Annotated in this window: 15 protein-coding genes; 9 read left to right on the plus strand and 6 right to left on the minus strand. The window is 61.3% G+C overall.

Annotated elements, in window-relative coordinates; all coding sequences use genetic code 11:
- Nucleotides 1–198 precede the first annotated feature (198 nt).
- From ACE04F_RS27385 to ACE04F_RS27425, 9 genes are all read left to right on the plus strand, one after another.
- Nucleotides 199–1,881 carry a flavin monoamine oxidase family protein gene (locus ACE04F_RS27385; RefSeq protein WP_486110666.1) on the plus strand — a complete coding sequence of 561 codons (1,683 nt, stop codon included), beginning with the start codon at nt 199–201 and terminating at the stop codon, nt 1,879–1,881.
- 12 nt (nt 1,882–1,893) lie between these two features.
- On the plus strand, nt 1,894–2,688 hold the full coding sequence (locus ACE04F_RS27390) for a carbon-nitrogen hydrolase family protein (protein WP_486110667.1): 795 nt from the start codon (nt 1,894–1,896) through the stop codon (nt 2,686–2,688).
- A gap of 48 nt (nt 2,689–2,736) precedes the next feature.
- On the plus strand, nt 2,737–5,175 hold the full coding sequence (gene pqqF / locus ACE04F_RS27395; RefSeq protein WP_486110668.1) for a pyrroloquinoline quinone biosynthesis protein PqqF: 2,439 nt from the start codon (nt 2,737–2,739) through the stop codon (nt 5,173–5,175).
- Nucleotides 5,176–5,332: 157 nt separating this feature from the next.
- The gene (gene pqqA, locus ACE04F_RS27400) at nt 5,333–5,407 is read left to right on the plus strand and encodes a pyrroloquinoline quinone precursor peptide PqqA (RefSeq protein ID WP_003177660.1); all 75 of its coding nucleotides are present in this window, start codon (nt 5,333–5,335) and stop codon (nt 5,405–5,407) included.
- Nucleotides 5,408–5,486: 79 nt separating this feature from the next.
- On the plus strand, nt 5,487–6,398 hold the full coding sequence (gene pqqB / locus ACE04F_RS27405; protein ID WP_486110669.1) for a pyrroloquinoline quinone biosynthesis protein PqqB: 912 nt from the start codon (nt 5,487–5,489) through the stop codon (nt 6,396–6,398).
- Nucleotides 6,399–6,591: 193 nt separating this feature from the next.
- Nucleotides 6,592–7,344, plus strand: a complete 753-nt coding sequence (gene pqqC / locus ACE04F_RS27410; protein ID WP_486110670.1) for a pyrroloquinoline-quinone synthase PqqC — start codon at nt 6,592–6,594, stop codon at nt 7,342–7,344.
- On the plus strand, nt 7,341–7,616 hold the full coding sequence (gene pqqD, locus ACE04F_RS27415; RefSeq protein WP_486110671.1) for a pyrroloquinoline quinone biosynthesis peptide chaperone PqqD: 276 nt from the start codon (nt 7,341–7,343) through the stop codon (nt 7,614–7,616). Before pqqC ends, pqqD begins: the two co-directional genes overlap by 4 nt.
- A complete protein-coding gene (pqqE, locus tag ACE04F_RS27420; protein WP_486110672.1) occupies nt 7,609–8,739 on the plus strand; it encodes a pyrroloquinoline quinone biosynthesis protein PqqE in 1,131 nt (376 codons plus the stop codon). Before pqqD ends, pqqE begins: the two co-directional genes overlap by 8 nt.
- Complete coding sequence (locus tag ACE04F_RS27425) at nt 8,705–10,531, plus strand: alpha/beta hydrolase family protein (RefSeq protein WP_486110673.1); 1,827 nt, start codon at nt 8,705–8,707, stop codon at nt 10,529–10,531. The genes pqqE and ACE04F_RS27425 overlap by 35 nt, the downstream gene beginning before the upstream one ends.
- A gap of 131 nt (nt 10,532–10,662) precedes the next feature.
- On the opposite strand, the gene ACE04F_RS27430 is transcribed toward ACE04F_RS27425, so the two are convergent.
- From ACE04F_RS27430 to ACE04F_RS27455, 6 genes are all read right to left on the minus strand, one after another.
- Nucleotides 10,663–10,821, minus strand: coding sequence for a YqaE/Pmp3 family membrane protein (locus tag ACE04F_RS27430; RefSeq protein WP_038436734.1), 159 nt, complete (start codon nt 10,819–10,821; stop codon nt 10,663–10,665).
- 341 nt (nt 10,822–11,162) lie between these two features.
- Complete coding sequence (locus ACE04F_RS27435) at nt 11,163–12,941, minus strand: acyl-CoA dehydrogenase C-terminal domain-containing protein (protein WP_486110674.1); 1,779 nt, start codon at nt 12,939–12,941, stop codon at nt 11,163–11,165.
- Between the two features lie 255 nt (nt 12,942–13,196).
- Nucleotides 13,197–14,993, minus strand: coding sequence for an acyl-CoA dehydrogenase C-terminal domain-containing protein (locus ACE04F_RS27440; protein ID WP_486110675.1), 1,797 nt, complete (start codon nt 14,991–14,993; stop codon nt 13,197–13,199).
- A gap of 91 nt (nt 14,994–15,084) precedes the next feature.
- A complete protein-coding gene (locus ACE04F_RS27445; RefSeq protein WP_486110676.1) occupies nt 15,085–16,374 on the minus strand; it encodes a GGDEF domain-containing protein in 1,290 nt (429 codons plus the stop codon).
- Nucleotides 16,375–16,628: 254 nt separating this feature from the next.
- Complete coding sequence (locus ACE04F_RS27450) at nt 16,629–18,434, minus strand: phenylacyl-CoA dehydrogenase (protein ID WP_486110677.1); 1,806 nt, start codon at nt 18,432–18,434, stop codon at nt 16,629–16,631.
- A 277-nt stretch (nt 18,435–18,711) separates the two neighbouring features.
- Nucleotides 18,712–19,008: a pyrroloquinoline quinone biosynthesis protein PqqE gene (locus ACE04F_RS27455; protein ID WP_486110678.1), complete on the minus strand. Its 297-nt coding sequence runs from the start codon at nt 19,006–19,008 to the stop codon at nt 18,712–18,714.
- Between the last annotated feature and the right edge of the window lie 44 nt (nt 19,009–19,052).

The following is a 19,052-nucleotide window of genomic DNA, read 5'->3' on the forward strand; positions in this document are numbered from 1 at the left end:
GCCGCATTCGCGAGCAGGCTCGCTCCCACAGGACGATACTTCGTCATTACGACTCGACCAGATTACAAAATGACTTGTAACCACGCAAAACGACGGCACATTGCGTCTTATTAACGTGTTTCACCCTCTCTAGAATGGCTGGCATCTTTCCTATACTCAGACGCGAACGCCGCGTCGAGTCGCCCATCAAGGTCAGCCATGAACAAGCACAATCGCCACCCAGCAGACGGCAAGAAGCCCATCACCATTTTCGGGCCGGATTTCCCTTTCGCCTTTGACGACTGGATCGAGCACCCGGCCGGACTTGGGGTCATTCCCGAGCACAACCTTGGGGCCGAAGTGGCGATTGTCGGCGCGGGGATCGCCGGCCTCGTAGCCGCTTACGAATTGATGAAGCTGGGCCTCAAACCGGTGGTCTACGAGGCGTCGAAGATGGGCGGACGCCTGCGCTCCCAAGCGTTCAACGGCGCCGAAGGCATCGTTGCCGAGCTGGGTGGCATGCGTTTTCCGGTGTCGTCCACCGCGTTCTACCACTACGTCGACAAACTGGGCCTGGAGACCAAACCGTTCCCCAACCCTCTGACCTCGGCCTCCGGCAGCACCGTCATCGACCTGGAAGGGCAGACTTACTACGCAGAAAACATGGCCGACCTTCCGGCGCTGTTTCAGGAAGTCGCTGACGCCTGGGCCGATGCGCTGGAGGATGGCTCGCGCTTTGGCGAGATCCAGCAAGCGATCCGCGAGCGCGACGTGCCGCGCCTCAAAGAGCTGTGGAATACCCTGGTACCGCTGTGGGATGACCGCACGTTCTACGATTTCGTCGCCACCTCCAAGGCGTTCGCCAAGCTGTCTTTCCAGCATCGCGAAGTGTTCGGCCAGGTCGGCTTCGGCACGGGCGGCTGGGACTCGGACTTCCCCAACTCGATGCTGGAAATCTTTCGCGTGGTGATGACCAATTGCGACGACCACCAGCACTTGGTGGTCGGCGGCGTGGAACAGGTACCGCAGGGAATCTGGAGACATGTGCCGGAGCGTTGTGTGCATTGGCCGGAAGGCACCAGCCTGAATTCGTTGCACCTGGGCGCGCCGCGCAGCGGGGTGAAGCGTATCGCTCGCGCCGACGACGGCCGGTTCAGCGTGACCGACGTCTGGGGCGACACGCGCGAATACGCCGCCGTGCTGGTCACCTGCCAGACCTGGCTGCTGACCACCCAGATCGAGTGCGAAGAAGCGCTGTTCTCGCAAAAAATGTGGATGGCCCTGGACCGCACCCGCTACATGCAATCGTCGAAGACCTTCGTGATGGTCGACCGGCCGTTCTGGAAGGACAAGGACCCGGAAACCGGTCGCGACCTGATGAGCATGACCCTCACCGATCGCCTGACCCGTGGCACCTACCTGTTCGACAACGGCGACAACAAACCGGGGGTCATCTGCCTGTCGTATTCCTGGATGAGCGATGCGCTGAAAATGCTCCCGTACCCGGTGGAAAAACGCGTCAAGCTGGCCCTGGATGCCCTGAAGAAAATCTACCCGAAGGTGGACATCGCCGCGCGGATCATTGGTGAACCGATCACCGTGTCCTGGGAAGCCGACCCGTATTTCCTCGGCGCCTTCAAGGGCGCGCTACCCGGCCACTATCGTTACAACCAGCGCATGTACGCGCATTTCATGCAGGACGACATGCCGGCCGAACAAAAAGGGATCTTTATTGCCGGCGACGACGTCTCATGGACACCCGCCTGGGTTGAAGGCGCGGTGCAGACCTCGCTCAATGCCGTGTGGGGAATCATGAAACACTTCGGCGGTAAAACCCATGCCGAGAACCCGGGTCCAGGGGATGTGTTCGACGAAATCGGTCCGATCGCCCTGCCCGAATAAAAGGAGTTGTCGATGCGCGTAGCCCTCTACCAATGTCCACCGCTGCCAATGGATCCGGCCGGCAACCTGCAGCGCCTGCACCAAGTCGCGCTGGAGGCCCGAGGCGCTGACATATTGGTGCTGCCGGAAATGTTCCTGACCGGCTACAACATCGGCGTCGATGCGGTGAATGTACTGGCCGAGGTCTACAACGGCGAATGGGCCCAGCAGATTGGCCGCATCGCCAAGGCGGCCGGCCTGGCGATTCTCTATGGCTACCCCGAGCGCAGTGAAGACGGACAGATCTACAACGCCGTGCAACTGATCGATGCCCAAGGCGAACGCCTCGCCAACTATCGCAAGAGCCACCTGTTCGGTGACCTCGACCATACGATGTTCAGCGCCGGGAATGCCGCGTTGCCCATTGTCGAGCTCAACGGCTGGAAGCTCGGTTTCCTGATCTGCTACGACCTGGAGTTCCCGGAAAACGCCCGCCGGCTGGCCTTGGCAGGGGCCGAGTTGATCCTGGTGCCGACCGCCAACATGCAGCCCTACGGGTTCATCGCCGACGTCACCGTGCGGGCGCGGGCCATTGAAAACCAGTGTTTCGTGGCCTACGCCAACTACTGTGGCCACGAAGGCGAATTGCGCTATTGCGGCCAGAGCAGCATCGCCGCCCCGGACGGCAGCCGCCCGGCCCTGGCGGGGCTGGACGAAGCTTTGATCGTCGGTGAACTGGATCGACAACTGATGAATGACTCGCGCGCGGCCTACAACTACCTGCACGACCGTCGCCCGGCGCTCTACGGCGACTTGCATAAACACTGATCCGGGCTAATCCGCTAGCATGAGCACATCCTTGTCCTGGAAGCGCTCATGCCGGCCCCCGATTCCCTCCGCCCCCATACCGAAACCCTGGCCAACGGCCTGCAAGTGACGTTGCGCCATGCACCCGACCTCAAGCGTAGCGCTGCGGTGTTGCGGGTGGCGGCCGGCAGCCATGACGCGCCCGAGGCCTGGCCGGGCCTCGCGCACTTTCTTGAACATCTGTTCTTCCTCGGGACGGAACGTTTTCCCACGGGGCAAAACCTGATGGCCTACGTGCGGGACCACGGCGGGCAAGTCAACGCGCGTACCAGCGAGCGCACCACGGACTTTTTCATCGAGCTGCCGCCTGCCGCTCTCGCCGACGGGTTGGAGCGTCTGGCAGACATGCTCGCTCATCCCCGACTGGATGAAGCCGATCAGTTACGCGAGCGGGAAGTACTGCACGCCGAATTCATCGCCTGGTCCCGGGACGCCGCCGCCCAGCGCCAGGTTGCCCTGTATGACGGATTGTCGGCGGCGCATCCGCTGCGGGGTTTTCACGCCGGCAATCGCGACAGCCTCGCTGTACCACAGCCTGAATTTCAAACGGCGCTGCGCGGTTTCCATCAGCGTTTCTACCAGAGCGCTCAGATGACCTTGAGCCTCGCCGGCCCGCAAAGCCTCGAAACAATGAAGGCGCTGGCCGATCAATTCGCCACAAGCATGCCCATCGGAAAAGCGCCGACCAGGCAATCGCCGCCGAGGCTAATGACGGTGCCAGACGTGGCTTATCAACAGGTTCGCGAAGGCCGCCTCGAATTGCTCTTTGCCCTCGAACACTTGCCTGGCGCCTCGCCTCAAGCATTGGCTTTCCTGTGTCACTGGCTGAACTCCAGCAAACCGGGCGGCTTGCTCGCGACGTTGCGCCAACGCGGCCTGGCCGACAGCCTCAAGGCTTCGCCGCTGTATGAATTTGCCGGTCAGGCACTGCTGCACATCGAGCTCAAGCTCGACAGCGGCCAGGTATCGTCAGCTATCGAGCTGTTGCTGCGCGACTGGCTGGGGTTCTTTGCCGCCCATGACGACTGGGCTCCCTTGCGCGAGGAATTCAACGCGCTGCTGCAGCGCCGTGAGGAAACGGCAACGGCCTTGCAGCTGGCGCGTTGGGACAGCGAAGGATCTGCCGGGGCTCTATCGGAAAACGACTTGATACGAATTCGAGAAATCCTCAAGCAACTGCAGCCTGCGAATCAGGTCGCCGAACAATGGCAACTGCCCTCGCCCAACCCGTTCCTGCAAGCGCCAAGCGAGCCGCCCCGCGCCGGCTTGATACGCGGCCAGACCAGCGCCCACCGTGGCCTGCGCACGTTTGCACAAGACCGCAGCCGCGGCCGGCGGGAACGCTCGCCCATGCAGTTCAGCCAGGCATGGCCGGACTCCCGGGAAAGTGCGGTGTATGTGCGCTGGCAACTGGAGAGCCGGGTACCGCTCGATTTTCAACCGAGACTCGATCGGCACCTGGCGGATTTGTGCGAGGACGCCGGGCAGGCAGGCGTGCACATCACTTTCGAAACCTGTAGTGATCGATGGCTGCTGAAGCTGGTCGGTTTACAAGCACCTATGCCGTTGGTGCTTGAGCATCTGCTGACGAAGCTGGAGGAGCCGCTGCCACCCGTTCAGGCCAGGAACAAAACGCCCCTGATGCCAATTCGACATTTGCTGCGGGAATTGCCGGATCACTATCAGCAGAACCTGCGGCATGCAGAGCTGCCACCGCCCGGCGGCGAACAAGACGTCTGGGCAAGCGCCCGCTGGGACGGCCTGGCCATCGGTCTGTCGGCTGCTTCCCAAGCGGCTGTGGGCCCGTTGTTGGCCCGAATTCCTGGCGTGGCCGGCGACGCGACGGCGCCGGCAGTGACGCCTTCACCGGAACGGATCTGGCACACCCTCGAGACCCATGGCGACGAACATGCCGTGTTGCTGTTTTGCCCCGCGCCCACGTCGGACTTGCCCGACGAAGCTGCCTGGCGATTGCTGGCTCATTTGTGCCAGACCCCGTATTACCAGCGCTTGAGGGTCGAGCTGCAGTTAGGTTATGCGGTGTTCAGTGGCTTGAAGCAAATCGATGGGTGGACCGGCTTGTTGTTGGGTGCGCAATCGCCCGAGACGTCTGCCGCGCAGTTGGTCAGCCATATGGAGCAGTTTCTGACCGAGCTCCCCGCCGTGATCGAAAAAACCGACGATGCAACCCTGGCCAGCCAACAACAAGCCCTGGCGCGCCAGATGCAAATCGCCGCGTTGCCCTGCGCCCAGGCGGCTGAGCTGCTCTGGCAAGGAAAACTGGCCGGCCACCCGGCGGACTACCTTGAGCGAATGGCCGATGCCATCCTGGGCATGCAGCGCATGGACCTGGTGAATGCCACCCGCCGCTTGATCGATGCGCAGGGAGGACGTTATTGCCTCAGCAACGCGCCGAGCCCGGGCGAGCCCTGGCGAGCCGCCGGATGATCTTTACCGGCGCTGCAACGAGCTTTCTCAGAGAATCGCAGCGAACCAAATTGTCAGATTTAGTAACATAGTCACCTGAGCATCTGAACATCTCCGAACGGAGGTGGACTATATGTATAGCTTTACACCGATCCACCCCAACCAAAGGAGTATTCCCATGTCCTGGTCCAAACCCGCATATATCGACCTGCGTATCGGCTTCGAAGTCACCATGTACTTCGCCAGCCGTTGATGAGTGCAGGCAGTTAGTACGCGACACAACGCCTCGGCCATCCGGGGCGTTTTTATTTCGGTTTGCAGATGGAGCGAGCATGTTCGTCCAGATTCTAGGTTCCGCCGCCGGCGGGGGCTTTCCCCAGTGGAACTGCAACTGCGCCAATTGCGCAGGTTTTCGCAACGGCAGCCTGCGGGCCCAGGCGCGTACCCAGTCGTCCATCGCGATTTCCGATGATGGCGTGAGCTGGGTCCTGTGCAACGCCTCGCCGGACATCCGCGCGCAACTCCAGGGTTTCGCCCCGCTGCAGCCTGGCCGGGCGCTACGGGACACCGGCATCGGCGCGATCATCCTGATGGACAGCCAGATCGACCACACCACCGGCCTGCTCAGCCTGCGCGAAGGCTGCCCGCATCAGGTCTGGTGCACCGACATGGTCCATGAAGACCTGAGCACCGGTTTCCCGCTGTTCAACATGCTGACCCACTGGAACGGCGGCCTTCGCTGGAACCGCATCGAGCTGGACCAGAGCTTCACCGTCCCGGCCTGCCCGAACCTGCGCTTCACCCCGCTGCCGCTGCGCAGCGCCGCGCCGCCCTACTCACCGCACCGCTTTGATCCGCATCCGGGTGACAATATCGGGCTGATCGTCGAAGACCTGCGCAGCGCCGGCAAACTGTTCTATGCGCCGGGCCTGGGCAAGGTCGACGAACCGTTGCTGCAGATCATGGCCGGCAGCGACTGCCTGCTGGTGGACGGCACGATGTGGGACGACGACGAAATGCAACGCCGTGGCGTCGGCACTCGCACCGGTCGGGAGATGGGCCACCTGGCGCAGAACGGTCCCGGAGGGATGCTGGAGGTGCTGGAGCAATTGCCCGAACAGCGCAAGGTGCTTATCCATATCAACAACACCAACCCGATCCTGGACGAAGACTCGCCCGAGCGGGCCGAGCTGGTGCGGCGCAGGATTGAGGTGGCGTATGACGGGATGAGTATTGAGTTGTAGGAATGTGCAGACGAATGTGTGAGCGGCTTTGCGGTGTGCCAGGAATGGCCTCTTCGCGAGCAGGCTCGCTCCCACGGTAGTCCCGAGTCGTACCGGATATCTGATCCAGCACAACCCAATGTGGGAGCGAGCCTGCTCGCGAAGAGGCCGACCCGGCAACCCATCCGCCAGCGGTTATCCCAGGAGAACCGAAATGACTGACACCCCCCTGTCCACCGCCGAGTTCGAGGCGGCCCTGCGTGCCAAGGGCGCGTACTACCACATCCATCACCCCTACCACGTGGCGATGTATGAAGGCCGCGCCACGCGCGAGCAGATCCAGGGCTGGGTCGCGAACCGCTTCTACTACCAAGTGAATATTCCGCTCAAGGACGCGGCGATCCTGGCCAACTGCCCGGACCGGGAAATCCGTCGCGAGTGGATCCAGCGCCTGCTCGACCACGACGGCGCCCCTGGCGAAGACGGCGGCATCGAAGCCTGGCTGCGACTGGGCCAGGCAGTGGGCCTGGACCCCGATCAGCTGCGCTCCCAGGAGCTGGTGCTACCGGGCGTGCGCTTCGCCGTGGATGCCTACGTCAACTTCGCCCGCCGGGCTTCCTGGCAAGAAGCCGCCAGCAGTTCATTGACCGAACTGTTCGCCCCGCAGATCCACCAGTCGCGCCTGGACAGCTGGCCGCAGCACTACCCCTGGATCGACCCGGCCGGCTATGAATACTTCCGCACCCGCCTGGGCCAGGCTCGGCGTGATGTGGAGCATGGTCTCGCGATCACCTTGCAGCACTACACCACCCGCGCTGGCCAGGAACGCATGCTGGAAATTCTCCAGTTCAAATTGGACATTCTCTGGAGCATGCTCGACGCCATGAGCATGGCATACGAATTGAAACGCCCGCCCTATCACAGCGTGACCGATCAACGGGTGTGGCATAAAGGGATTACCTTATGAGCTTCGACCGCAGCAGGAAACCTCAGTGGCGCCCCGGCTATCGCTTTCAATACGAACCGGCCCAGAAAGGCCACGTGCTGCTTTATCCTGAAGGCATGATCAAGCTCAACGACAGCGCTGCGCTGATCGGCGGCCTGATCGATGGTGAACGGGATGTCGCGGCGATCATCGGCGAACTGGAGAAGCAATTCCCGGACGTGCCGGAACTCGGTGACGACATCGAGCAATTCATGGAGGTCGCCCGTGCAGAGCACTGGATCACCCTTGCCTGAGAAGCCCGCCGTCGGCTTGCCGCTGTGGCTGCTGGCCGAGCTGACCTATCGCTGCCCGCTGCAATGCCCGTACTGCTCCAACCCGTTGGACTTTGCCGAGCAAGGCAAGGAGCTGAGCACCGAGCAGTGGTTCAAGGTCTTTCGCGAGGCCCGGGAAATGGGCGCCGCGCAATTGGGCTTTTCCGGTGGGGAGCCGCTGGTGCGCCAGGACCTCGTCGAGCTGATCGGCGAGGCGCGCAAGCTGGGTTTCTACACCAATCTGATCACCTCCGGCATCGGCTTGACCGAACAGAAAATCAGCGATTTCAAGAAGGCCGGCCTCGACCACATCCAGATCAGTTTCCAGGCCAGCGACGAGCAGGTGAACAATTTGCTGGCCGGTTCGAAAAAAGCTTTCGCGCAAAAACTTGAGATGGCCCGAGCGGTGAAAGCCCATGGTTATCCGATGGTGCTGAATTTCGTCACCCATCGGCACAACATCGACAAGATCGACCGCATCATCGAGCTGTGCATCGCCCTGGAGGCCGACTTTGTCGAACTCGCCACGTGCCAGTTCTATGGCTGGGCGCACCTCAACCGCGTCGGCCTGCTGCCCACGCAGGAACAACTGGTGCGTGCCGAGCGCATCACCAATGAATACCGGGCCAGGCTCGAGGCCGAAGGTAACCCGTGCAAATTGATCTTCGTGACCCCGGACTACTATGAAGAGCGTCCCAAGGCCTGCATGAACGGCTGGGGCAGCATCTTCCTGACCGTTACCCCGGATGGCACGGCGCTGCCTTGCCATGGCGCCCGGCAGATGCCGGTGCAGTTCCCGAATGTGCGTGACCACAGCATGCAACACATCTGGTACGACTCGTTCGGCTTCAACCGTTTTCGGGGTTATGACTGGATGCCCGAGCCCTGCCGCTCGTGCGATGAAAAAGAAACGGATTTCGGCGGCTGTCGCTGCCAGGCGTTCATGCTCACCGGCGATGCCAGCAATGCCGATCCGGTGTGCAGCAAATCCGCGCACCACGGGATGATTCTCCAGGCTCGCGAAGACGCCGAGCATGCCACGCAAACCATTGAACAACTGGCCTTTCGCAATGAACGAAACTCGCGCCTCATCGTTAAAGGCTGAACCTTTCAGCGCCGCCCAGGCTGTCGCGGCAGGCATCGACTTTGCCGAACTGCAACTCGGCCCGCTGGGCCTTTTCTGGAACGAATACCGTCCCGAAGATGGCGCTTGCCGGATCTGGCATTGGCGAGACGGCAAGGCGCATTGCCTGACCCCGGACGGTTTCAGCGTGCGCAGCCGCGTGTATGAATACGGCGGCGGGTCGTTCTGTCTGAGCGACGACGGCGTGCTGTTCGTCAACGAAAGCGACCAACAGTTGTATCACCAATCGCTGGACGACCAGTGCCCGGTAGCGCTGACCGCAGGCGATTGTCGATACGGCGATCTGCACTTCGCCACAGGGCATGTGCTGGCCGTGGAGGAACAGGCCGACCAGCATCGATTGGTATCGATCGGGCTGGCGGATCACCAGCGGCGCGTATTGGCCGAAGGCGCGGATTTCTATGCCGCGCCAATCTTGAGCCCCGACGGAAGACGTCTCGCCTGGATTGAATGGAGTCGGCCCCACCAGCCATGGACAGCGACGCGGCTGATGCTCGCCGAACGCAACGATTCAACTTGGGCAGCGCCATGCTGCGTGGCCGGCGATGAGGGCGAAGAATCCATCCAGCAACCTCGCTTCGATGCTTGCAATCGCCTTTATTGCCTGACCGACCGAGGCGGTTACTGGCAGCCATGGAGTGAACGCGCCGGCGTCCTGAAGCCAATGGAGGCCGCCGAAGCCGATCACGCCCCGGCGCCTTGGCAACTGGGCGGGTGTACGTGGTTGCCGGTGGATGCAAGCACTTACCTGGCAAGCTGGACCGAAGCCGGTTTCGGGCGTTTGGGCCTGCGCAGCGGCGGCGTGCTCGAAGATTTCACCGGCACTTACAGCCGCTTCCGCAGCCTGGCGCTGGACGAGCAATTTATCTATGCCATCGCTGCCTCGCCCGTCAGCCCATCGGCGGTCATTGCGATCGAGCGGCGCAGTCATGAAGCGCTGGTGCTGGCCGGAGGCGTCGCGCCGTTGCCTCCCGAGCAAATCAGCCGCCCGCGGACTCTGTGCTATCCCACTGCATCCAGCGAAGCCCACGGGTTCTTTTATCCAGCCATGAACAGCGACGCGAAACCGCCGCTGGTGGTGTTCGTCCACGGCGGGCCCACTTCGGCTTGCTACCCGATGTTCGATCCGCGCATCCAGTACTGGACCCAGCGCGGCTTCGCCGTTGCCGACCTCAACTACCGTGGCAGCAGCGGTTATGGTCGCGTTTATCGGCAGGCACTGCATTTGAATTGGGGCGTGGTGGATGTCGAGGATGCCTGCGCCGTGGTTGCTTACCTGGATGAGCAAGGCTTGGTCGATGGCCGCTGCGCCTTCATCCGTGGCGGCAGCGCGGGAGGCTATACCAGCCTCTGCGCCCTGGCGTTCCGGGACGTGTTCCGCGCTGGCGCCAGCCTCTACGGCGTCAGTGATCCCGTTGCCCTGGCCCGCGCTACGCACAAATTCGAAGGTGACTATCTGGATTGGCTGATCGGCGACCCGCAACTGGACGCCGAACGCTACCGGGCCCGCACCCCGTTACTGCACGCCGAGAGAATTCGCGCGCCGGTGATTTTTTTCCAGGGCGAGCTGGACGCCGTGGTCGTGCCGCAGCAGACCCGCGACATGGTCAAGGCGCTGGAGGACAACGGTGTTGCGGTCGAAGCTCATTACTACCTGGATGAGCGCCATGGCTTTCGCAAGGCAGTGAACCAGGCTCATGCGCTGGAGCATGAGTGGTTGTTCTATCGCAGGGTGATGGATGCTCGCCTCTAGAAACGGCAAGTATTTGTGGCGAGGGAGCTTGCTCCCGCTGGGTCGCGGAGCGGCCCCAGGCTTTTGCGATTGCTGCGCAATCGAGCGGGAGCAAGCTCCTCGCCACAGATGTCGTACCCGTTACGTTAATTTCAGCGCTTGGCGATGATGTACACCGCATGCACGATGCCAGGGATATAACCCAACAGCGTCAGCAGGATGTTCAGCCAGAACGCCCCGCCAAAACCGACTTGCAGGAACACGCCCAGCGGTGGCAACAGAATGGCGATGATGATTCGAATGATATCCATGGATAGCTCCTGATGGTCGATGGCCACATTGCCATATAGCTCATGGACAGCTGACCGCTCGTCAGGGTTCAGTGCGCCACCAAGAGGCGGGCTACGGAGAGAAGACGATACACGGGCAAAAAACGCGGGCAAAAGAAAACCCCGCCGAAGCGGGGCTTTGCAGACTGTTTCCCTGACATCCATTTCACTCCGCCTTCCTGGCAGAATCCTACGTGTCCGTGTTGTAACTTTGCGCGTCCTGCGCTACGTCCATGGAAGCTAGATTAGCCGTGGATCCAATCGGCCGATAGAGGGAAATCGCCAGTACGTCATGTAAGCCATTACCTACATAACATCTTCTTTTAGAACTGACCGGGTTCCAGCAGGAACAGCGACTCGCTGCCCGCCCTTACCGAAGCGCTCAAGGAATGGATCCGTGGCAACAGGCGGGCGAAATAGAAACGTGCCGTGCCCAGTTTGCTCGCGTAGAAATCGTCCTGGTTTTCCTTGCCCAGGGCCGCCCGGGCCATGAGCGCCCACATGTAGGCATACGCGGTGTAACCGAACGCCTGCAGGTACTCCACCGACGCCGCGCCAATTTCATGGGGATTGCTTTTCGCCCGGTCCAGCAGCCACTCGGTCAGCTCGTCCAGCGTGCCGACGGCGTCGTTCAACGGCTGGGTGAACTCTGCCAGGTCGCTGCCAGCGGTAGCGGTGAAATGACGAATCTCGTCGGCGAACAGCTTGTAGAACGCCCCGCCGTTGCCGACGATCTTGCGCCCCACCAGGTCCAGCGCCTGGATGCCGTTGGTGCCCTCGTAGATCTGGGTGATGCGCACATCACGCACCAATTGCTCCTGGCCCCATTCGCGAATGTAGCCGTGGCCGCCGAAAATCTGCTGGCCGTGAATGGTGGTTTCCAGGCCCAGGTCGGTCAGGAAAGCTTTCGCTACTGGCGTCAGCAACGCCACTAGATCTTCGGCACGCTTGCGAGTCGCCGGGTCTTCGCTGAACTTGGCGGTGTCCAGTTGCATCGCCACGTAGGTGGAGAATGCCCGGCCACCTTCGTTCGACGCTTTCATTGTCAGCAACATCCGGCGCACATCCGGGTGGACGATGATCGGGTCGGCGATCTTGTCCTTGTTCTGCGCGCCGGTTGGCGAACGGCTTTGCAGGCGATCACGGGCGTATTCGACAGCGTTCTGGTACGAGCGCTCACCGGACGCAAGGCCCTGGATACCCACGCCCAGGCGTTCGTAATTCATCATGGTGAACATCGCCGCCAGGCCTTTGTTCGGCTCGCCGACCAGGTAACCCGCCGCTTCGTCGAAGTTCATCACGCAGGTGGCGGACGCCTGGATGCCCATTTTGTGTTCGATCGAACCGCAGTTGGCCGCGTTGCGTGCGCCCAGGCTGCCGTCGGCGTTGACCATGAATTTCGGCACCAGGAACAGCGAAATGCCCTTCGGACCCGCCGGTGCATCAGGGAGCTTCGCCAGCACCAGGTGAATGATATTTTCGGTGAGATCGTGTTCGCCGCCGGTGATGAAAATCTTCGTGCCGCTGACCTTGTAGGTGCCGTCAGCCTGGGGCTCAGCCTTGGTCCGGATAATCCCCAGGTCGGTGCCGGCATGGGGCTCGGTCAGGCACATGGAGCCGGCCCAGACGCCGGCGTACATGTTTGGCAGGTACGCGGCTTTCAATTCCTCGCTGGCGTGGGCGTTGATCGACAGACAGGCTCCGGCGGTGAGCATCGGGTACAGGCCGAAGGACAGGCTGGCGGAGTTGACCATTTCCTCGACCTGGGCCGAAACCGCCTTGGGCATGCCCATGCCACCGTACGCTGGATCACCGCCGACGCCAACCCAACCGCCTTCAGCAAAGGTCCTGTAGGCCTCAGGGAAACCCGCCGGAGTGGTCACGGCGCCGTCAGCCCAGTGGCAGCCCTCTTCGTCAGCTGCACGGCTGAGGGGCGCGATGCTTTTACCGGTGACCTTGCCCGCCTCTTCGAGGATCGCTTCGACGGTTTCAGCGTCTACGGTATCGGCCAACGCCGGCAGTTGAGCCCAGAGTTTCGCGACCTCGAACACTTCATTGAGGACGAAGCGCATATCGCGCAGGGGCGCTTTGTAGTCAGCCATGGCAAACCTCGCAGGATCTAAACAATTGGTTCGTAGGAAAGCGGTTCTCGCAATGGCCCAGAGTGTACCTCAACAACTTTTGAGACACATAGGGTCAACCTGTGACTGTTTTGTTATTTTTAGTCAACCCAGAGGTTCTGATTTTCCGTGGCGAGGGAGCTTGCTCCCGCTTGAGTGCGCAGCGCTCACTGGAAGGGCTGCTGCGCACCCCAGCGGGAGCGAGCTCCCTCGCCACGGAGAAAATGCTTCAACCTGTCAGAGCGCAAACAACTCCGCCGGCAACCTCATCAGGCAATCGCTCCCTGCTTCTATAGCAGCCCGATGGGCGGCCGTACGCGGCAGCAGGCGCTTGAAGTAAAACTCGCACGTCGCCAGCTTGGCCCGGCAGAAGTCGCTATCTCCTGTGCCGCTGTCGAGTTGCGCCTGGGCCACCAACGCCATGCGCAACCACAGGTAGGCCAGAATGATATAGCCGCTGTACATCAGGTAATCCACCGAAGCGGCGCCCACCTCATCCGGATTTTTCATGGCGGCCATGCCGACCTGCGTCGTCAGCTCGCCCCATTGCCGGTTGAGCCCATCCAGTTGCGCGACGTATTCCTGAAGCTGCGGCTGCCCGGCATTGGCGGCGCAGAACTTATGAACGATTTTGGTGAAACCGCGCAACAACTTGCCCTGGCTACCCAGCACTTTGCGCCCCAGCAGGTCCAGGGCCTGGATGCCGTTGGTGCCTTCATAGATCGGCGCGATCCGGCAATCACGCACCAGCTGCTCCATGCCCCACTCACGAATGAAGCCATGGCCGCCAAAGACCTGCATGCCGTGGTTGGTCACTTCCAAACCCGTGTCGGTCATGAACGCCTTGCAGATCGGGGTGAGGAACGCCAGCAGGTCTTCCGCCTCCTGACGGGCGCTTTCGTCGCGGCTCAAATGCGCGGTATCGAGCAGTTGCGCGGTGAAATACGTCAGCGCCCGGTTGCCTTCGTTGAAGGCTTTCATGGTCAGCAGCATCCGGCGTACATCAGGATGGACGATGATCGGGTCGGCAACTTTTTCCGGCGCCTTCGGGCCGGTCAGAGCGCGCATCTGCAGGCGATCGTTGGCGTATCTGATCGCGCCCTGGAAGCTCGCCTCGCCCAGGCAAAGGCCCTGCATGCCGGTGCCGAGGCGGGCATGGTTCATCATGGTGAACATGCAGTTGAGGCCCTTGTTCGGTTCGCCAATCAGGAAACCCTTGGCCCCATCGAAGTTCAGCACGCACGTGGCCGACGCCTTGATGCCCATCTTGTGCTCGATCGAACCGCAGGAAACGCCATTGCGCTCACCGGCCTCGCCCGCTGCATCGGGCAGGAACTTGGGCACGATGAACAACGAGATGCCCTTGGTCCCGGCGGGAGCATCCGGCAATTTGGCGAGCACCAGGTGAATGATGTTGTCGCTCATGTCGTGCTCGCCGGCGCTGATGAAGATCTTGCTGCCGGTCACCGCGTAGCTGCCATCAGCCTGAGGCACGGCGCGGGTCTTGATGATGCCCAGGTCTGTGCCGCAGTGGGCTTCGGTCAGGCACATGGTGCCGGTCCACTGGCCGGCGGTGAGTTTGCCGAGGTAGGTCTGCTTCTGCTGTTCGGTGCCGTGGGCGTGGATGGCCGACATGGCGCCGTGGGTCAGGCCCGGATACATGCCCCAGGAAGTGTTGCTCGATCCGATCATTTCGCTGATGACCAATCCCAACGAGCTGGGCAGGCCTTGGCCACCATAAGCCGGATCTGCCGCCAGGCCGTGCCAGCCGCCTTCCACGTACTGTGCGAAAGCTTGCTTGAAGCCTGTAGGCGTAGTGACCACGCCGTTGTCGAAATGGCAGCCCTCTTCGTCACCCGGACGATTGAGCGGCGCCAGCACGTTCTCACAGAACCGGGCACCTTCTTCAAGGATGGCGCTGACCATGTCCGGACTCGCGTCGCTGGCGCCCAATTCGGCATAGCGGCCATGGAAATCGAAGACATTGTCGATCAGGAAGCGCATGTCGCGCAGCGGGGCTTTGTACTCGGGCATGGTGGTTTTCTCCGGTAGCAGATCATCCCAACCTACTGCCGGCCGCCAAGGCCCACAATCAATCTCCAGACGCTGAATGCGCCGTCATCACTCAACCCGCGGCGGCCTCCATGCGCACTGCGCCACGACGATTCTGACCAAAGGCAATCACACAATTGCGCCCAGCCCCCTTGGCGTTGTAGAGCGCCTGGTCGGCGGACTTGAGCACTTCCTCGGGGGTGCGCTGCTCTACGCGTTCGGCCACGCCGATACTGACGGTCACCGATACGCTGGTGGCGCCGCTGCCGGAGCGGCGCTGGCGACCTTGCTGATCATCCTGGGGGCGGTTGTCGGGATTACGCAGTTGAATGGCGTATGTCTCGATGGACTGGCGGATGACTTCCAGATGAGGCATGCATTCATCAATGGTCTTGCCGGCAAACACCAGCGCAAACTCCTCGCCGCCGTAACGATAAGCCCTGCCGCCGCCACCGATTTTCGACAGCTTGCTGGCCACCAGGCGCAGCACCTGATCGCCAACATCGTGGCCGTGGGTGTCGTTGAATTTCTTGAAATGATCCACGTCGCTCATCGCCAGCACGTAGTTGCGGCCCAGGCGCTGCATGCGTTCATTCAGCGCCCGGCGCCCCGGCAGGCCGGTGAGCTCATCACGGAAGGCCATCTGGTAGGCCTCGTGAGCAACCGCGGCGGCAATCATCAGCATCACCTGGCTGCACATGATGTTCAGGGTGAACGGCAGGATGAACGTCTTCGGCAGCATCCAGAACAACCCGACCAACCCCACCAGTTGCGCCGCATGCAAGGGTCGCGGGTTACGCCAGTATTGCCAGGCCAGCAGCACGAACGCAGCGGCAAACATCGGGTATGACAATTGGATCAGACTCATCCAGGCACCATGCAGCGCCGGCCAGCGTATTTCCGAAAGCCACAGCAACAGGGCCTGGGGAAAGCTTTGCTCCAGAGCCAGGGCCACGCCACCAAAGGCCAGCAGCACCGCGAAACGCGCCACCATGTCCTGGAACAGATGCGTGCGCTCCTGCCACGCCGCGAACAGCCCGAACAACAGCGGCAGCAACAGGCAAACCAGATGGAACACCACCGCCGCGTCTTCGCGCACCTTGCCGTTATCGCGATAGAAGTCGGTCTGGGTATCCAGCAGGAAATAAGCGATGTACACCGTGACCATCAGAAACAGCTCGCGCTGACGTCGGTAAACGGCGCAGTACGCCCCGCCCAACAACAACACCAGCGTAGGCAGCACGTTGAACAATGAGGTGAAGAAGACGTTCAGGTCCTTGACGTAGGCAGCCGCGAGCCCCGCCAGTAAAAGCACTGTCGACGGTAGGAAATGGCTGAAGCGCATTACGGAAAGACGCGGCAAGGGTAAAGCTCCGACCCGACTGATCAAAGATGGCATTGTGCCTGCAACTGGAGCAGTAAGGCACGCGAGATGTGACAGATGTCACACTGCCATCGCTGTAACGGCAGAGCGGGAAATTTTCTTAGGGTCCGGTTGGATGAATATTGTTTCAGGATCGCCACAGGCTTTGTAGATGGCCTGATTGGGGTTATGACATACATGAAAAAGCCGCTGCTCCCGAAGAAGCAGCGGCTTTTTGAAGAAGCGCTTAAGGCTTAGTAGCCCAGCGCGAAGTCTTCTTCTTTCATGTCCATCAGGTTGTTGGCGCCCGACAACATGGTCGCAACGTGAGTACGGGTACGCGGCAGGATGCGCTGGAAGTAGAAGCGCGCGGTCTGCAGCTTGGCGGTGTAGAACGCTTCTTCGGTCGTGCCGGCCGCCAGTTTTTCCGCAGCCAGGCGCGCCATGTCGGCCCAGAAGTAAGCCAGGCAGGCGTAACCGGAATACATCAGGTAATCCACCGAGGCCGCGCCGACTTCTTCGCGATCCTTCATGGCGGCCATGCCGACCTTCATGGTCAGTTCGCCCCATTCCTTGTTCAGTGCAGCCAACGGCTCGACGAATTCCTTGACGGCTTCGTTGCCTTCGTTGCCCTGGCAGAACTTGTGGACGATCTTGGTGAAGCCCTTGAGCGCCTCGCCCTGGGTCATCAGCACTTTACGGCCCAGCAGGTCGAGCGCCTGGATGCCGGTGGTGCCTTCGTACAGCATCGAGATGCGACTGTCGCGCACGTTCTGCTCCATGCCCCACTCGGCGATGAAGCCGTGGCCGCCGTAGATCTGCACGCCGTGGTTGGCCGATTCGAAGCCGACTTCGGTCATGAACGCCTTGGCGATCGGGGTCATGAACGCCAGCAGGGCGTCAGCCTTCTTCTTCTCTTCTTCATCCACGCCGTACTTGACGATGTCGACCTGCTTGGCGGTGAAGTAGACCATCGCCCGGTTGCCCTCGGCGAAGGCTTTCATGGTCAGCAACATGCGACGCACGTCAGGGTGCACGATGATCGGGTCGGCGGCCTTGTCCGGTGCTTTCGGGCCGGTCAGGGAACGCATCTGCAGGCGGTCGCGGGCGTACTTCAGGCCACCCTGGAAACCGATTTCGGCGTGGGCCAGGCCTTGCAGCGCGGTACCCAGGCGAGCGGTGTTCATGAAGGTGAACATGCAGTTCAGGCCTTTGTTCGCCGGGCCGATCAGGAAACCGGTGGCCGCGTCGAAGTTCATCACGCAGGTGGCGTTGCCGTGGATGCCCATCTTGTGTTCCAGGGAGCCACAGCTGACTGCGTTGCGCTGGCCGATGGAGCCGTCGGCTTCAGGCAGGAATTTCGGAACGATGAACAGCGAGATACCTTTGGTGCCGGCCGGTGCGTCCGGCAGGCGCGCCAGCACGATGTGGACGATGTTGTCGGCCATGTCGTGTTCGCCGGCGGAGATGAAGATCTTGGTGCCGGTGACCTTGTAGGTACCGTCGGCCTGAGGTTCGGCCTTGGTGCGCAACATGCCCAGGTCGGTGCCGCAGTGCGGTTCGGTCAGGCACATGGTGCCGGTCCATTCGCCGGATACCAGCTTGGTCAGGTAAGCCTCTTGCTGCTCGGGCGTACCGTGCTCGGAAATGGTGTTCATCGCGCCATGGGACAGGCCCGGGTACATGCCCCACGACCAGTTGGCTTCACCGACCATCTCGCTGACTGCCAGGCCCAGGGATTCCGGCAGGCCTTGGCCACCGTGCGCCACGTCATGGGCCAGGCTCGGCCAGCCGCCTTCGACAAATTGCTTGTAGGCTTCCTTGAAGCCGGTCGGGGTTTTCACGCCGGACTCGCTCCAGGTGCAACCTTCGAGATCACCCACGCGGTTCAGCGGCGCCAGCACCTGCTCACAGAACTTGGCGCCTTCTTCGAGAATGGCGTCAACCATGTCCGGAGTTGCCTCCTGGCATGCTGGAAGGCTCTGATAATGCGCTTCGTAGCCGAGCAGTTCGTCACGAACGAAGCGAATATCACGCAAGGGGGCCTTGTAGTCAGGCATAGCGATAAACCTCTGCTGATGTAACCGGGAATGAACGACCGCGTGGATTTGTTATGGCGATCAAACAGCTGTTTGAAACATACGTTTACGCTCAAACCTTGTCAAGCGGCGATCTTTTGCCGTTCGTCATCGTCCTGCAGGAAATTTAGGCCGTGAAAAATCCGTCGCCAAGCAGAGGCGCGGCTCGCGCAGTGAAAGATTAGTTGAGGAAGAAAGAGTTAGAGACGAAAACGCCGCGATTGATTCGCGGCGTTTTCACAACATCTGAACGGCAGATTCAGGCGAACGTATCGATCAACGTTCCGAGCATTTCGTCGGAAGCCTTGGCAACGTTCACCCCCAGTTGCACCTGAAACTTGCCTTGCTCCAGTTCGACCATGTTGCTGGTCAGGTCCGATTGCTGGCTGCGATCCACTGACCGCAGGCGATCCACCTGAACGTCCGAGGACTGGCTGGTGACCGAGCGCTCGATCGTGTTGTTGGCAATCTGGCTGGAGGCCTGATCAACGCGGTACTGCCCTGTCTGAATCGTGCTCAGACCGGCATAGAACGCGGTGTTTCCTGAGATTTCCATGGCAGGGTGGGTCTTCTTGAAGGGTCGACATGGGCATTGAACCA

The organism is Pseudomonas sp. AGC41 (genome assembly GCF_057334555.1).

Bases quoted from the DNA above. Each gene is read 5' to 3' on its own strand.
- ACE04F_RS27450 (WP_486110677.1), bottom strand. From the start codon at position 18,434: ATGCCTGACTACAAGGCCCCCTTGCGTGATATTCGCTTCGTTCGTGAC.
- ACE04F_RS27430 (WP_038436734.1), bottom strand. From the start codon at position 10,821: ATGGATATCATTCGAATCATCATCGCCATTCTGTTGCCACCGCTGGGC.
- pqqC (WP_486110670.1), top strand. From the start codon at position 6,592: ATGACTGACACCCCCCTGTCCACCGCCGAGTTCGAGGCGGCCCTGCGT.
- ACE04F_RS27425 (WP_486110673.1), top strand. From the start codon at position 8,705: ATGAACGAAACTCGCGCCTCATCGTTAAAGGCTGAACCTTTCAGCGCC.
- ACE04F_RS27385 (WP_486110666.1), top strand. From the start codon at position 199: ATGAACAAGCACAATCGCCACCCAGCAGACGGCAAGAAGCCCATCACC.
- ACE04F_RS27390 (WP_486110667.1), top strand. From the start codon at position 1,894: ATGCGCGTAGCCCTCTACCAATGTCCACCGCTGCCAATGGATCCGGCC.
- ACE04F_RS27435 (WP_486110674.1), bottom strand. From the start codon at position 12,941: ATGGCTGACTACAAAGCGCCCCTGCGCGATATGCGCTTCGTCCTCAAT.
- ACE04F_RS27440 (WP_486110675.1), bottom strand. From the start codon at position 14,993: ATGCCCGAGTACAAAGCCCCGCTGCGCGACATGCGCTTCCTGATCGAC.
- pqqD (WP_486110671.1), top strand. From the start codon at position 7,341: ATGAGCTTCGACCGCAGCAGGAAACCTCAGTGGCGCCCCGGCTATCGC.
- pqqB (WP_486110669.1), top strand. From the start codon at position 5,487: ATGTTCGTCCAGATTCTAGGTTCCGCCGCCGGCGGGGGCTTTCCCCAG.
- ACE04F_RS27455 (WP_486110678.1), bottom strand. From the start codon at position 19,008: ATGGAAATCTCAGGAAACACCGCGTTCTATGCCGGTCTGAGCACGATT.
- pqqF (WP_486110668.1), top strand. From the start codon at position 2,737: ATGCCGGCCCCCGATTCCCTCCGCCCCCATACCGAAACCCTGGCCAAC.